This window comes from Mesorhizobium sp. HAY1-8B, from assembly GCF_056868045.1.
Genome location: NZ_CP200321.1, coordinates 1,616,135 through 1,630,266 on the forward strand (window position 1 = coordinate 1,616,135; position 14,132 = coordinate 1,630,266).

The 14,132-nt window shown below is 64.1% G+C and carries 13 protein-coding genes; 6 read left to right on the top strand and 7 right to left on the bottom strand.

All coding sequences use genetic code 11. The features are described 5' to 3' along the window. Positions 1-79: 79 nt before the first annotated feature. The 6 genes from AC1VON_RS07915 to AC1VON_RS07940 all read left to right on the top strand — a co-directional run bounded on the left by AC1VON_RS07915 (position 80) and on the right by AC1VON_RS07940 (position 6,796). Entirely contained in the window at positions 80-991 is a 912-nt protein-coding gene (locus AC1VON_RS07915; protein WP_056569659.1) for a LysR family transcriptional regulator, read from the top strand. Between the two features lie 215 nt (positions 992-1,206). Further along, positions 1,207-2,361, top strand: a complete 1,155-nt coding sequence (locus tag AC1VON_RS07920) for an ABC transporter substrate-binding protein (protein ID WP_483121376.1) — start codon at positions 1,207-1,209, stop codon at positions 2,359-2,361. Positions 2,362-2,573: 212 nt separating this feature from the next. Beyond that, positions 2,574-3,572, top strand: a complete 999-nt coding sequence (locus tag AC1VON_RS07925) for an ABC transporter ATP-binding protein (RefSeq protein ID WP_483121377.1) — start codon at positions 2,574-2,576, stop codon at positions 3,570-3,572. Beyond that, positions 3,569-4,537, top strand: a complete 969-nt coding sequence (locus AC1VON_RS07930; protein ID WP_483121379.1) for an ABC transporter permease — start codon at positions 3,569-3,571, stop codon at positions 4,535-4,537. The genes AC1VON_RS07925 and AC1VON_RS07930 overlap by 4 nt, the downstream gene beginning before the upstream one ends. Beyond that, complete coding sequence (locus tag AC1VON_RS07935) at positions 4,527-5,342, top strand: ABC transporter permease (protein WP_172347165.1); 816 nt, start codon at positions 4,527-4,529, stop codon at positions 5,340-5,342. The genes AC1VON_RS07930 and AC1VON_RS07935 overlap by 11 nt, the downstream gene beginning before the upstream one ends. Before the next feature lie 26 nt (positions 5,343-5,368). Beyond that, the gene (locus tag AC1VON_RS07940; RefSeq protein ID WP_172347164.1) at positions 5,369-6,796 is read left to right on the top strand and encodes a gamma-aminobutyraldehyde dehydrogenase; all 1,428 of its coding nucleotides are present in this window, start codon (positions 5,369-5,371) and stop codon (positions 6,794-6,796) included. A gap of 268 nt (positions 6,797-7,064) precedes the next feature. On the opposite strand, the gene AC1VON_RS07945 is transcribed toward AC1VON_RS07940, so the two are convergent. From AC1VON_RS07945 to fdhF, 7 genes are all read right to left on the bottom strand, one after another. Continuing rightward, positions 7,065-7,379 (bottom strand): hypothetical protein, encoded by a 315-nt coding sequence (locus AC1VON_RS07945; RefSeq protein WP_172347163.1) that lies wholly within the window; start codon positions 7,377-7,379, stop codon positions 7,065-7,067. 7 nt (positions 7,380-7,386) lie between these two features. After that, on the bottom strand, positions 7,387-7,749 hold the full coding sequence (locus AC1VON_RS07950) for a nuclear transport factor 2 family protein (RefSeq protein ID WP_056570412.1): 363 nt from the start codon (positions 7,747-7,749) through the stop codon (positions 7,387-7,389). Between the two features lie 81 nt (positions 7,750-7,830). Next, positions 7,831-8,310, bottom strand: coding sequence for a carboxymuconolactone decarboxylase family protein (locus AC1VON_RS07955; RefSeq protein WP_483121382.1), 480 nt, complete (start codon positions 8,308-8,310; stop codon positions 7,831-7,833). A 109-nt stretch (positions 8,311-8,419) separates the two neighbouring features. Further along, positions 8,420-9,970, bottom strand: a complete 1,551-nt coding sequence (locus AC1VON_RS07960; protein ID WP_483121384.1) for an alpha/beta fold hydrolase — start codon at positions 9,968-9,970, stop codon at positions 8,420-8,422. A gap of 112 nt (positions 9,971-10,082) precedes the next feature. Further along, positions 10,083-10,391 carry a formate dehydrogenase subunit delta gene (locus AC1VON_RS07965; protein ID WP_483121386.1) on the bottom strand — a complete coding sequence of 103 codons (309 nt, stop codon included), beginning with the start codon at positions 10,389-10,391 and terminating at the stop codon, positions 10,083-10,085. Then, positions 10,381-11,211 carry a formate dehydrogenase accessory sulfurtransferase FdhD gene (gene fdhD, locus AC1VON_RS07970; RefSeq protein ID WP_172347159.1) on the bottom strand — a complete coding sequence of 277 codons (831 nt, stop codon included), beginning with the start codon at positions 11,209-11,211 and terminating at the stop codon, positions 10,381-10,383. The genes AC1VON_RS07965 and fdhD overlap by 11 nt, the downstream gene beginning before the upstream one ends. A 2-nt stretch (positions 11,212-11,213) precedes the next feature. Next, complete coding sequence (gene fdhF, locus AC1VON_RS07975; RefSeq protein WP_483121389.1) at positions 11,214-14,126, bottom strand: formate dehydrogenase subunit alpha; 2,913 nt, start codon at positions 14,124-14,126, stop codon at positions 11,214-11,216. Positions 14,127-14,132: the final 6 nt, after the last annotated feature.

A 14,132-nucleotide genomic window follows, 5' to 3' on the forward strand; every position in this document is an offset into this window, starting at 1 on the left:
ATTCCACCGGAAGAACCTCGACGCGGAGAACGCCCGCCACCGGCTTTCCTTCCTTCCCGCGCCGGTGTTTAGTCCGGCCATGGCCTTCACCATCCGCCAGTTGCAGTTCTTCATCGCCGTCGCCGAGCAAGGCACGGTGTCGGGCGCGGCGCAGAACCTTTCCATCTCGCAATCCTCGGTCACCGAAGCGATCAAGGAACTCGAAAGCGATCTCGGCGTCGAACTGTTCGAGCGCCATCCGCGTGGCCTCAACATCACCCACAAGGGCCATCAGTTCCTGCGTCATGCGACCAAGATCCTCGCCGACGTGTCCGATGCGCGCCGCTCATTCTCCGGCGAGCAGGCTGTGGCGGGCGGGCGGCTGCAGCTCGGCGTCACCTCGCTGGTCGCCGGCTATGTGCTGTCGGATCTGCTCGCCCGCTATCGACGCGCCTATCCGGGTGTCGAGGTCTCGGCCATCGAGGACAATGGCGACTACCTCGAACATCTGCTGATCGGAGGCAAACTAGACATCGCCGTCATGGTCACTTCCAATTTGCGCGACCGCACGGCGCTGCAGTCCGAAATCCTCGAGGTCTCGGCCTACCGCCTGTGGCTGCCGCTCGGCCATCCGCTCGCCGGCGCCGACATCATCGGCATTGGCGACATCGCCGGCGAACCGCTGATCATGCTCACCGTCGACGAGATCGAGGAGAACACCGGCAAGCTGCTGACGGCGATCGGCGCCAAGCCGCATGTCGCCTTCCGCACCCGCTCGGTCGAGGCAGTGCGCAGTCTGGTTGCAACCGGGGCCGGCGTGGCGCTGCTGCCCGATCTTGTCTACCGGCCATGGTCGCTGGAAGGCGACCGTATCGAATCGCGCGATATTTCAGGCTCCTTGCCGGTGGTCCAGGTCGGCATGGTCTGGCGGCGCGGCTCCGGCCTGCCGCAGGCGGCACGGGACTTCGTCGGCCTTGCCCAGTCGCAGCGCACGGTCCGCCAACGCCCCTGATTGCAGAGTGTCAATCTATCGGAAAAACCGATATCGACTTTCTGATAAATGAATTTGCGAAACCGGAATTTTCCAAGCACCTTCCATTCCACGGACCAAGCCGCCACCAGAGCGACATCAAGTCCACAGGACGAACCGACAGTTTTTCAGTCCGCGCGTGATCTGGCGAAAACCGGAGCGGTTTCGGGATCGGGCGCCAAAATGGGAGATCGATGATGAATTCATTTCTGAAGTCATGCACTGCGCTGACGGTCGCGCTGACCTTCTCGGGTCAGGCCATCGCCCAGGTCAAGGAGCTCGGCAAGGGCGAAGGCCAGGTCAACATCGTTGCCTGGCCTGGCTATATCGAGCGCGGCGAGACCGACAAGGGCTATGACTGGGTCACCGCTTTCGAGAAGGAGAGCGGCTGCAAGGTCAACGTCAAGACCGCCAACACCTCCGACGAGATGGTCTCGCTGATGAACGAAGGCGGCTTCGACCTCGTCACGGCTTCAGGCGATGCCTCGCTGCGCCTGGTCGCCGGCAAGCGCGTGCAGCCGATCAACACCGATCTGATCCCGAGCTGGAAGACGGTCGACGATCGCCTCAAGGACGCGCCCTGGTTCACCGTCGACAAGGTGCACTACGGCGTTCCCTATCAGTGGGGCCCAAACATCCTGATGTACAACACCGAGGTGTTCAAGGAAGCGCCCAAGAGCTGGAACGTCGTCTTCGAGGAGATGAAGCTGCCGGACGGCAAGTCCAACAAGGGTCGCGTCCAGGCCTATGACGGACCGATCCACATCGCGGACGCCGCCAACTATCTGATGTTCCACAAGCCGGAACTCGGCATCAAGGACCCCTACGAGCTCAACGAAGACCAGTACAAGGCCGCCCTCGACCTGCTGCGCGTCCAGCGCACGCTGGTCGGCCGCTACTGGCATGATGCCGCCATTCAGGTCGACGATTTCCAGAATGAAGGCGTCGTGGCATCCGGTTCGTGGCCGTATCAGGTCAACACGCTGGTCGCCGCCAAGAAGCCGGTCGCCTCGACCGTGCCGGAAGAAGGCGTCACCGGCTGGGCCGACACCACCATGATGGAAGCCGACGCGGCTCATCCGAACTGCGCCTATATGTGGCTTGAGCATTCGCTGTCGCCGAAGGTGCAGGGCGATGTTTCGGCCTGGTTCGGTTCGCTGCCGGTCGTCCCTGCCGCCTGCAAGGGCAATGAATTGCTCGGCGAGGAAGGCTGCAAGACCAACGGCTACGACAATTTCGACAAGATCAAGTTCTGGAAGACGCCGGTCTCGAAATGCGTCACCCAGAACGACCAGTGCGTGCCTTACTACCGCTGGGTGTCGGACTATATCGGCGTCATCGGCGGACGGTGATTTCGCTTACCCTCCCCCTTGTGGGGAGGGTCGACGCGCAGCGTCGGGGTGGGGCAGCGCGGGCGTTTGTGCCAGATCACCCCCACCCGCGGCTTCGCCGCGACCTCCCCCATCGAGGGGGAGGTGAAGTGGCGCGCGAATTTGCCATCCAAGCCATGATTTGCAGGCGAAGATGATTCAATAGAACAAAACCGGCAACAGACTGACAGCCCATGACCTCTGCCGTCTCCTTCCAGAAAGTCTCCCGCCATTTCGGCAGCGTTCGCGCTGTCGACGCCGTCGATCTCGACATAACGCCGGGCGAATTCTTCGCCATGCTTGGGCCGTCTGGTTCGGGCAAGACGACATGCCTGCGCCTGATTGCCGGTTTCGAACAGCCCACCGCCGGTTCGATCTCGATCTTCGGCGAGCGCGCCGAGGGCGTGCCGCCCTACCGCCGCAACGTCAACACCGTCTTCCAGGACTATGCGCTGTTCCCGCATCTCAATGTGCTGGACAACGTCGCCTACGGGCTGATGGTAAAGGGCGTTGGCAAGGCCGAACGCCACAAGGCGGCCGAGGAAGCGCTGTCGCTGGTCAGGCTGCCCGGCTACGGCGCCCGCCGGCCCGGCCAGCTTTCCGGCGGCCAGCGCCAGCGTGTCGCGCTGGCCCGCGCGCTGGTCAACCAGCCCAAGGTGCTGCTGCTCGACGAGCCGCTCGGCGCGCTCGACCTCAAGCTGCGCGAGAACATGCAGGAAGAGCTGAAATCGCTGCAGAAGGCGCTTGGCATCACTTTCGTCTTCGTCACCCACGACCAGGGCGAGGCGCTGTCGATGGCGGACCGGGTTGCCGTCTTCAACGACGGCAGGATCATGCAGATCGGCACGCCGGAGGATATTTATCAGCGGCCGAGAACCCGTTTCGTCGCCGATTTCGTCGGCTCCTCCAACGTGTTGCCGCCGGATTTCGTCCAGCGCTATTCCGGCCAGCACCGCTGGGGCAGCCTGCGACCCGAATCCATTCGCGTCGGCCGTGCCGCAAGCGGCGAAGGCGTCGCCGCCCGTCTTGTCTCGGCCAACTATCTCGGCGCCACCACCAGGCTGGCGCTCGATGCCGACGGATTGAAGCTGCACGCCGTCGTGCCGGCAGGCACTGCCCTGCCGGTGGAAGGCGAGGCGGTGGTGCTCACCTTCAACCGCGAACACCTGCATCTGATGGACGAGCCGGCATGAGCGTCGACGCCACCATGCCGCGCGCCACGGCTCCTGCGATCCTGCCGGGCAGCGGCGGCATGCGCGGTGCGTTGTCGGACCTGTTCTGGCGCCGGCCGCAACTGCTTCTGCTCCTGATGCTGTTGCCGCCGGTGCTGTGGCTCGGCATCGTCTATATCGGCTCGCTCTTCGCGCTCTTGGCGCAGAGCTTTTTCTCCATCGACGAATTCTCCGGCCTCATCAACCGGCAGTTCACGCTGAAGACCTATGGCGACCTGTTCCAGGCCGCCAATCTCGACATCATCCTGCGCACGGTGACGATGGCGGCGCTGGTCACGCTGGCCTCGGCCATCGTCGCCTTTCCGATCGCCTACTATGCCGCGCGCTACGCACGCGGCCGCTGGAAGGCGCTGTTTTATCTCGGCGTCATGCTGCCACTGTGGTCGAGCTACCTGGTCAAGATCTACGCGTGGAAGCTGATCCTCGCCAAGGAAGGCATTTTGACCTGGCTGCTCGCCAAGTTGCATTTGCTGTGGCTGCTCGATGGCTGGCTGTCGCTGCCGGTCGTCGGCGGCAACTCGCTGTCGGTTTCGTTCACCGGCACCTTCATCGTCTTCGTCTATGTCTGGCTGCCCTTCATGATCCTGCCGGTTCAGGCAGCGCTTGAGCGCGTGCCCGGCAATCTGGTCGAGGCCTCGTCCGACCTCGGCGCCTCGCCGGGGCAGACCTTCCGCAATGTTTTGTTCCCGCTGGCGCTGCCCGGCATCGTCGCCGGCTCGATCTTCACCTTCTCGCTGACGCTGGGCGATTACATCATCCCGCAGATCATCGGCACCTCGCGCCTGTTCATCGGCCAGGCCGTCTATTCGCAGCAAGGCACGGCCGGCAACATTCCGCTCGCCGCCGCCTTCACCGTGGTGCCCATCGTCATCATGGGCTTCTACCTCTGCGGCGCCAAGCGCATGGGGGCTTTCGATGCGCTCTGATCGTGGTCAATCCGCTCCGCTCGGCCTGAAGGTCGCTGCAGCCTGCGGCCTGCTCTTCCTGCATTTGCCGATCCTGCTGATCTTCGTCTATGCCTTCACCACCGAGGAGAAGAGCTTCGTCTGGCCGCCGCCGGGGCTGACCACGCAGTGGTTCGCCGTCACCTGGAACCGGCCTGACGTCTGGGAGGCGCTATCCCTGTCGGTGCGCGTCGCCGCCATCTCGACAGCGATCGCACTGGTGCTCGGCACGCTGTGTGCCGCCGCCGTGTCGCGCACAAGATTCTTCGGCCGCGAAACCATCTCGCTTTTGGTCATCCTGCCGATCGCGCTGCCCGGCATCATCACCGGCATCGCGTTGCGCTCGGCCTTTGCGCTGGCCGACATTCCCTTCTCGTTCTGGACGATCGTGCTCGGCCACGCCACCTTCTGCGTGGTCGTGGTCTACAACAACGCTGTCGCCCGCTTCCGCCGCACCTCCGGCTCGATGATCGAGGCCTCGATGGATCTCGGCGCCGATGGTTTCCAGACCTTCCGCCATGTCGTGCTGCCCAACATCGCCACCGCGCTGCTTGCTGGCGGCATGCTGGCCTTCGCGCTGTCCTTCGATGAGGTCATAGTCACCACCTTCACCGCCGGCCAGCAGCAGACCGTGCCTATCTGGATGCTGGAGGAGCTGATCCGTCCGCGCCAGCGTCCGGTCACCAATGTCGTGGCCATGGTCGTCGTGCTGGTGACGCTGTTGCCCATCCTGTTTGCCTACTACCTGACCCGCGACGGTGACCAGATCGCCGGTTCGGGCAAGTAACTTCAGTTCATAAGGGAGAGACTTCCATGGACACCCAGATGCTGATCGGCTCGAAATTCGAGAAGGGCGCCGAGACCGAGGAGCCGATCCTCAATCCGAAGACAGGGGCGACCATTCTCAACCTGCCAGAGGCCAGCCAGGCGCAGATCGAGGCGGCTGTCAGGGCCGCCGAACAGGCGTTCGTCTTGTGGTCGCGCACCACGCCGGCCCAGCGCTCCGGCTATCTGCTGAAGATCGCAGACCGCATCGAGGCCGAGGCCAAGGACTTCGCCACGCTCGAGGCGCTGAACTGCGGCAAGCCGATCAATGCCGTGCTCAACGACGAGATCCCGGCGATCGTCGACTGCTACCGCTTCTTTGCTGGCGCGGTGCGTTCGATGCCGGGCGTTGTCGCCGGCGAATATCTGCCTGGCCACACCTCGATGGTCCGGCGCGACCCGATCGGCATCGTCGCCTCCATCGCGCCCTGGAATTACCCGCTGATGATGATGGCCTGGAAACTGGCGCCGGCGATCGCCGGCGGCAACACGGTCGTCTTCAAGCCCTCCGAACAGACGCCGCTCACGGCGCTGAAGCTCGCCAGGATCCTGGCCGAGATCCTGCCCGAAGGTGTCGTCAATGTCGTGCTCGGCCGTGGCGACAGCGTCGGCAACACGCTGATCAACCATCCCAAGGTCAACATGATCTCGATCACCGGTGACGTCGCCACCGGCAAGAAAGTGCTGCAGGCCGCCGCCAAATCGGTCAAGCGCACCCATCTCGAACTCGGCGGCAAGGCGCCGGTCATCGTCTTCGACGACGCCGATCTTGGCGCCGTGGTCAATGGCCTGCGCGCCTTCGGCTACTACAATGCGGGCCAGGATTGCACCGCCGCCTGCCGCATCTATGCCGGCAAGAAGATCTACGACAAGCTTGTCGCCGATCTGTCCGCGGCGGTGTCGACCATCAAGTACAATTTGCCCGACGATACCGAGAACGAGATCGGGCCGCTGATCTCGCGCCGTCAGCGCGATCGCGTGTCGAGCTTCGTCGAGCGCGCCTCGGAGCTGAAGCACATCGAGATCACCACCGGCGGCAAGCCGGGCGAGGGCAGCGGTTTCTACTATCAGCCGACCGTCGTCGCCGGCGCGCTGCAGGAAGACGAGATCGTGCGCCGCGAGGTCTTCGGCCCGGTCGTCTCGGTCACCCGGTTCTCGGAAGTCGACGAGGCGGTGAACTGGGCCAATGACAGCGACTATGGCCTGGCGTCATCGGTGTGGACGAAGGATGTCTCGCGCGCCATGGCGACGGCCGCCCGCCTGCAATATGGCTGCACCTGGATCAACACCCATTTCATGCTGACCAACGAGATGCCGCATGGCGGCCTCAAGCAGTCCGGCTACGGCAAGGACATGTCGCTCTATGCGCTGGAAGACTACACCGCCGTGCGCCATGTGATGGTGGCACACGGGTGAGAAGCGGTCCGCGTAGCGGACGAAAAGCCAATTGCTTGGCTTTTCGAGCTTCGAACGCCCTGAGCCTGCGAAGGGCCGGGAGGCGGCCATTTTCCCTTCTCCCCTTGTGGGAGAAGGTGGATCGGCGCGCAGCGCCGAGCCGGATGAGGGGTGTTCCAGCTTGGCGGCCAGCTTACCCCTCACCCGGATTGCCAACCGATTTGTGAAGGACAAATCGGGGCAATCCGACCTCTCCCACAAGGGGAGAGGTAAGACCGCTGCGCAGCCGCTACTCGACAATTCGATAGATGTTCCACAGGCTGGTGCCTGACACGACATAGGGCTCCATCTCCTTGCCCCATTTGGCGTGCGCGTCGATCTTGCCGATCTTGGCGAAAAACGCCTCCAGCTGGGCCAGGCTCTCGACCTGGTGATGGGATTCGACCGTCGCCTCCCGCGCGCCGATCGAGCCGGTCATGATCTGGAACTGGAGGTCGGCGAGACCGACCTGTGAGCCAATCTCGCTTTCCCATTTCTTCAGCAATTCGAGCACGGTCTGCTTGTGGCCGAATTTGGCGTCGATCTGCCATCTGGCGCTGAACATGGCGGCCTCACTCGTCCCAGGCCTGCACGACCGTCTGCCGTGCGATCTGCCCGTTCTTTAGTTCCAGCATCGCCGCGGCGAACACTTTTGTGCCGTCCGGATAGGCGCAGGCCTGGGTGAAGGCCAGGCTGTTGCCGTCGGCGATCGTCGTATCGACCTTGTGGGTCATTGCCCGGCTGCAGATATCGTCCCAGAAGGTGGTGATCGCCGCGCGCCCGCGGATTTCGCGCGGTTTGCTTGGCGGGTTGTTGCGGTCGATCACCCGCACCAGCGCGTCATCGGCATAGAAGCTCGACAGCATCTTGCCGTCGCGGGTTTCGATCGCCTTCTTGATGGCCGCGCCATCCACGGCTTGGGTCTTGGTCAGCATTTTATCCTCCATGGCCCGTCTTCACGATCGGGCGGTTGACATTCACAAGTCTGCCCGGCGCTTATCGACGGGCAGCGTCTTTCACTGCGACTTCGCCTTGACGGCCGCGAAGACGTCGTCGGTCTGCTTCTTGAAAGTGGCGAGATCGACTTGGCTGCCATTGAGCATCGTCGACCAATGGCGAACGATCGCCGCCATCGCGATCGTTTCCTTGATTTCCTCGTCGCTTGCGCCGTTGAGCTTGGCCGCCTCGGTGTGGAAATAGACGCAGTACTGGCAGGGTATCTGCGAGGCCACCGCAAGGCCCATCAGCTCCTTGGTCTTGCCGTCGAGCGCGGTCTTGGGGTTGAGCTGCACCCCCTTGATCTCGGCCCAGGCGCCGGCGACCGCTACCTCAGGCAGTGTCTTGAACATGTCCGGCACCGAGCCGAGCGTCGCCTGGATGTCCTTGTAGGCGGCTGTCGCCGATGCATCCTCGGCCTTTGCGGGAGCGATCGCGGACAGCGCGCCAATGCCTGCCGCGATCACAAATGATCTGACATTCAGTTTTGACTTGAGCATTTCATCCTCCGTTCGCAGCGCCTTCCCGGCGGCATCCGCCTGGCCTGCATGGGGGAAATTGATAGCGCCTGCGTTGGCATGCCCGCTTCGCCCGAAAGCGCCATGGCTCTCATGGCCCGTCCGGGCCAGTGTGCCTGACGGAAAATGCCGCCGCCGCGGCTCGCGATGGCAGGTCGAGTTTGAGCAATATGTTGGCGACGTGGCGCTTGACCGTGTGCTCACTCAGCCTGAGCTCGGCCGCGATCGCGGCATTGCTCTTGCCGTCGGCAATCAAATTCACCACCTCGCTCTCGCGCGCCGTCAGGCAGGCCGGCTCGGTCGCCCTGGCCTTGGGGCGGCAAGCCGGTTCCAGATGCCGTTCGGACATCGCCAGGACAAGCGCCAGCGGTTCGTCCAGTTCGTCGATGCCGATGCGGCCGGCGTCGGTGAAATGAAGCCCTGAGCCGGCAGCCAGGTCGGCGACCAGCCGCGACGCCAATATGTCGCCGCGCCCGGCATGCGTGGCGAGGTGCATCGTCACGCGGCCTGTCAATCCGGTCGGCCCGCGCAACTCGATCTCGCCGACATGCGCCCCCTGGGCGCTCGCCACGCCGATCTGCTGCGCCGCCTCGCGCAAAGCCGCCGCGCAGCGCAAGGCGCGCCCTGGCCGATCGAAGCGCGAAATCATCGTTTCGCCATGCATGTCCACGCAGCGCCCGCCATGGCGCCCGACAAGCGCTCGCCACGTTTCCTGGAAACGCTCACGGCGTTCGCTCCACATCCGGTCGCCAAGCCGCGCCGTATCGTAGATGCGCGTCACCAGAAGCGCGGCCAGGACGCGTTCGGCTTCCGCCACGGCGCACCCGCCGGTCAGGAATTCCTCGATCAGGTCGGCCACCCGGTCGACATCGCCGGTCCAGATCGGATGGTCGCGTCCCGGGATTTCGGCCAGCCGCGCATTCGGGATCTTCCTGGCCAGGAAGCGGCTGGCGTCGGGATCGACCCGGGCATCGTTGCGGCGATGGATCAGCAGCGTTGGCGCGCTGATTGCCGCCAGCACGCCCCGCACGTCGATCTCCGCGTTCATCCGCGCCAGTGCCGCTGCTGCTGTCGGGCTCGCCGACAAGCGCTCGAAGCGCGCCCACCAGGTTGAAAAACGGGTGTCATCCACCCGCCCCGGCGCGAAACTGGGCAAGGTGGCACCGGTGCCCCAGGCCGTTTCGGCCATAGCGATGAAGGCATCGACGCGTTCGGGCGGCATCACCCATTTGTGGAAATGCGCATAGCCGCCATAGAGCGCCAGCGCCCGTGTCCGCTCCGGATAGGTGGCTGCGAACAGCATGGCCATCGGCGCGCCTTCGGAGGCGCCGAGCAGTGCCGCCCGCCCGCTGCCGGCCGCATCCATCACCGCGCGCACATCGTCCATGCGGGTTTCGAGGCTGGGCAAATGACGGGCATCGACACGGTCGGAAAGACCGGTGCCGCGCTTGTCGAACAGGATCAGCCGCGAGAACGCCGACAGCCGCCTCAAGAGCCTGGCATAGCCCTCGTCTTCCCAATGCAGGTCGAGATTGGAAATGAAGCCGGGGACGAAGACGAGATCAAGCGAGCCCTGGCCGACCACCTGATAGGCGATCCGCACCTCGCCACTGAGGGCATATCGGGTCTCGATCGGCCTCACGAGTTCTTCCGCCCGGCCTGACGATTTCTGATCGTCAAACATAGCAGAGCCGCATCGATAGCGGCAGCTCAAACTTTAGCGAAAGGAAATATAAGTCCGTGCGGTCCGGAGGCTACTTCTGCGAGGCGGCAATATCGGCTGGGGAGGGTTTCAGTCCGAGCTTCAGATCGGCCTCGGCCGGCGAGATCGGGCGCTTGATCCTGGCGGATGCGGCCACGACGAGTTCGTCGAAGCCTTCACCGCTGTCCAGCATCTCGAAGAACTGCCGCCGCATCCTGGGCTCCCAGAACTTGTTGATGTGCTCGGCGACGCCGGCAATCCCTTCCTCGCGCGACTTGGAATGGAAGAAGGCCGCGATCTGGTTGGCCATGCGCACCAGCTTCTCGCTGGTGCTGGTGATGTGATCTTCGTCATGCGACATGCTGGGCAACTCCCAAAACCACCCGGTCAGGGTGGGTGAAAACATCGAAATCGTCGCCGCGCACCAGCGCCACCAGCGTCATGCCGGCCTCATCGGCGGTGCGGATGGCAAGTGCCGTCGGCGCCGATACGGCGATGATGAAGGCCGAGCCGATCGCCGCCGTCTTCTGCACCATCTCGACCGATACGCGCGACGTCACCACGACAGCGCCCGATGCGCCGTCGATGCCGGCCTTGGCCAGCGCGCCGGCCAGCTTGTCCAGCGCATTGTGGCGGCCGACATCCTCGCGCGCCATGACGACGCCCTTGCCGGGGATATAGAAGCCGGCGGCATGCACGGCTCCGGTTTCCTGATGCAGCGGCTGCACCTTCGACAGCAGCTTGACGGAGCGCACGATATCGTCGGCGCCAAGCGTAAGTTTTGACGCACCAACCGCATCGACGGAGCGCATCGCTTCCTCTATGGATTCAATGCCGCAGAGCCCGCAACCGACTGGCCCGGCCAGCCTGCGCCGCCGCGCCTCGAAGCGCGTGTTGGCCTGGTCCTTCAGCCGGATCTGGATGTCGATGCCGGCGCCATGATCCTCGACCTCGATCGCTTCGATCTCTTCAGGGGAAGCGATGATGCCTTCGGTCAGCGAGAAGCCGAGCGCGAAATCCTCGAAGTCGGCCGGGCTTGCCATCATCACCGCATGCGTGGTGCCGGCGAAGGAGAACGCCACCGGCGTCTCCTCCGGCACCATGCGGTTGGCCGCAGCCGTGCCACTGGCGCGGTGCGCCAGCCGCGATATCTCGGTCGTTGCTTTGCGGCGCGCGGCCAAGATTACTCCGCCGCCTGCAGCGAGGCGATGCGGCGGCTGTGCTTTGCCTGTTCATCGTACTCGCGTTGCCATTCCGACGGCCCGTTGGAGGCGCCGACCTGCACCGCCGTCACCTTGTATTCCGGACAGTTGGTCGCCCAGTCGGAGAAGTCGGTGGTGATGACGTTGGCCTGCGTGTCGGGATGGTGGAACGTCGTGTAGACCACGCCCGGCGACACCCGGTCGGTGATCAGCGCGCGCAGCGTCGTTTCGCCGGAGCGGCTGGTCAGCCGCACCCAGTCGCCATCGCGCAGGCCGCGGTTCTCGGCATCGTGCGGATGGATTTCCAGCCGGTCTTCCGAGTGCCACATGACATTGTCGGTGCGCCGCGTCTGCGCGCCGACATTGTACTGGCTGAGGATGCGGCCGGTGGTCAAAAGCAGCGGGAAGCGCGGCCCGGTTCTCTCGTCCGTCGCCACATATTCGGTGCGGATGAACTTGCCCTTGCCGCGCACGAAGCCGTCGACATGCATGATCGGCGTGCCGAGCGGAGCCTTCTCGTTGCAGGGCCATTGCACCGACCCGACACGGTCGAGCAACTCGAAGGAGACGCCGGCGAAGCTTGGCGTCGTCTTGGCGATCTCGTCCATGATCTCGGAGGGGTGCTGGTAGTTCCAGTCGAGCCCGATCGCGCGGGCGAGCTCCTGCGTTGCTTCCCAGTCGGCGTAGCGTGCCTTCGGCTCCAGGACCTTGCGCACCATGTTGATGCGGCGCTCGGCATTGGTGAAGGTTCCGTCCTTCTCCAGGAAGGTCGAGCCTGGCAGGAAGACATGCGCATAGTTCGCCGTCTCATTGAGGAACAAGTCGTGCACGACCACGCATTCCATCGCGGCAAGGCCGGCGGCGACATGCTTGGTGTCGGGATCGGACTGCAGGATGTCCTCACCCTGGATGTAGATGCCCTTGAACGAGCCGTCGACGGCGGCATCCAGCATGTTGGGGATGCGCAGGCCAGGCTCGTCGTCGAGCTTCACCCCCCACAGGCTTTCATAGATGTCGCGCACGGCTTCGCCGGAGATGTGGCGATAGCCCGGCAGTTCGTGCGGGAAGGAGCCCATGTCGCACGAGCCCTGCACGTTGTTCTGGCCGCGCAGCGGGTTCACCCCAACGCCTGGGCGGCCGATATTGCCTGTCGCCATCGCAAGGTTGGCGATCGCCATGACGGTGGTCGAGCCCTGGCTGTGCTCGGTGACGCCGAGGCCGTAATAGATCGCGCCATTGCCGCCCTTGGCGTAGAGCCGGGCAGCGCCACGGATCAGCTCGGGATCGACGCCGGAAAGCTTGCCGACGGTCTCGGGGCTGTTTTCCGGCAGGGCGACGAACGATGCCCAGTCCTGGAACTCCGTCCAGTCGCAGCGTTCGCGGATGAAGGCTTCGTTGAACAGGCCTTCGGTGACGATGACATGCGCCAGCGCCGTCAGCACCGCGACATTGGTGCCGGGCTTCAGCGGCAGATGGTAATCCGCTTCGATATGTGCCGATTTCACCATTTCGGTGCGACGCGGATCGAGCACGATCAGCTTGGCACCCTGGCGCAGGCGTTTCTTCAGCCGCGAGGCGAAGACCGGATGGGCGGAAGCCGGATTGGCGCCGATGATGACGGCGACGTCGGTGAACTCGACGGAATCGAAATCCTGCGTTCCGGCCGAGGTGCCATAGGTCTGGCCGAGCCCATAGCCGGTCGGCGAATGGCAGACACGCGCGCAGGTGTCGACATTGTTGTTGCGAAAGCCCTGCCGTACCATCTTCTGCACGAGATAGGTCTCTTCGTTCGTGCAGCGCGAGGAGGTGATACCGCCGATCGCGGTGCGTCCATACTGGTACTGGATCCGGCGGAATTCCTTGGCCGTATGGGCGATCGCCTCTTCCCAGCTCACTTCGCGCCAGGGGTCGCTGACCTTTTCCCGGATCATCGGCGACAGGATGCGGTCCTTGTGGGTGGCGTAGCCGTAGGCGAAACGGCCCTTCACGCAGGAATGGCCATGGTTCGCCTTGCCATCCTTGTAGGGCATCATGCGGATGACTTCGTCGCCCTTCACCTCGGCCTTGAACGAGCAGCCGACGCCGCAATAGGCGCAGGTGGTTACGGCCGAGCGCTCGGGCATGCCCTTCTCGAGCACTGTCTTCTCACGCAGCGCGTCGGTCGGGCAGGCCTGCACGCAGGCACCGCAGGACACGCATTCGGAGGCGATGAAGTCCTCATGCATGCCGGCAACCATGCGCGACTCGAAACCGCGGCCCTCGATCGTCAGGGCAAAGGTGCCTTGAACCTCCTCGCAGGCGCGCACACAGCGCGAGCAGACGATGCACTGTGCCGGATCATAGGTGAAATAGGGGTTGGATTCGTCGCGGGCGATGTAGTCGACCGCCAGCGAACCATGGCCGGGCGCCACGCCATCTTCCTGCTTGACGTGGTTGCGGCCCTCGATGCCGTAGCGGTTCTCTGTCAGGCCGACCGACTTCGCCACCGCGTCGAATTCGCTGGCGCCGGTTCCGGCCTTCTCGTTCCATCCGGTCGGATGGTCGGAGACATAGAGTTCCATGACGCCGCGGCGGATCGCGTCGAGCCGGTCGGACTGCGTGCGCACCACCATGCCTTCGCCGACCGGTGTCGTGCAGGACGCCGGCGTGCCGCCGCGCCCTTCGATCTCGACCAGGCAGACACGGCAGGAGCCGAACGAGTCCAGCATGTCGGTGGCGCAGAGCTTCGGGATCTCAACCCCGCCTTCCATCGCCGCCCGCATGATCGAGGTGCCTTCCGGCACGCTGATGCTGCGACCGTCCACGATCAGCGTGACCTGCTTTTGCGACTTCGATTCCGGGGTCCCGTAATCGAGTTCTTCGATGAGTATCGGGAAGTCGGCCTTGATGTTCATCTGCCA

Excerpts from the sequence above, each read along its gene's own strand:
- AC1VON_RS07915 (WP_056569659.1), top strand. The coding sequence starts at position 80 with ATGGCCTTCACCATCCGCCAGTTGCAGTTCTTCATCGCCGTCGCCGAG.
- AC1VON_RS07920 (WP_483121376.1), top strand. The coding sequence starts at position 1,207 with ATGAATTCATTTCTGAAGTCATGCACTGCGCTGACGGTCGCGCTGACC.
- AC1VON_RS07925 (WP_483121377.1), top strand. The coding sequence starts at position 2,574 with ATGACCTCTGCCGTCTCCTTCCAGAAAGTCTCCCGCCATTTCGGCAGC.
- AC1VON_RS07930 (WP_483121379.1), top strand. The coding sequence starts at position 3,569 with ATGAGCGTCGACGCCACCATGCCGCGCGCCACGGCTCCTGCGATCCTG.
- AC1VON_RS07935 (WP_172347165.1), top strand. The coding sequence starts at position 4,527 with ATGCGCTCTGATCGTGGTCAATCCGCTCCGCTCGGCCTGAAGGTCGCT.
- AC1VON_RS07940 (WP_172347164.1), top strand. The coding sequence starts at position 5,369 with ATGGACACCCAGATGCTGATCGGCTCGAAATTCGAGAAGGGCGCCGAG.
- AC1VON_RS07945 (WP_172347163.1), bottom strand. The coding sequence starts at position 7,379 with ATGTTCAGCGCCAGATGGCAGATCGACGCCAAATTCGGCCACAAGCAG.
- AC1VON_RS07950 (WP_056570412.1), bottom strand. The coding sequence starts at position 7,749 with ATGCTGACCAAGACCCAAGCCGTGGATGGCGCGGCCATCAAGAAGGCG.
- AC1VON_RS07955 (WP_483121382.1), bottom strand. The coding sequence starts at position 8,310 with ATGCTCAAGTCAAAACTGAATGTCAGATCATTTGTGATCGCGGCAGGC.
- AC1VON_RS07965 (WP_483121386.1), bottom strand. The coding sequence starts at position 10,391 with ATGTCGCATGACGAAGATCACATCACCAGCACCAGCGAGAAGCTGGTG.
- fdhF (WP_483121389.1), bottom strand. The coding sequence starts at position 14,126 with ATGAACATCAAGGCCGACTTCCCGATACTCATCGAAGAACTCGATTAC.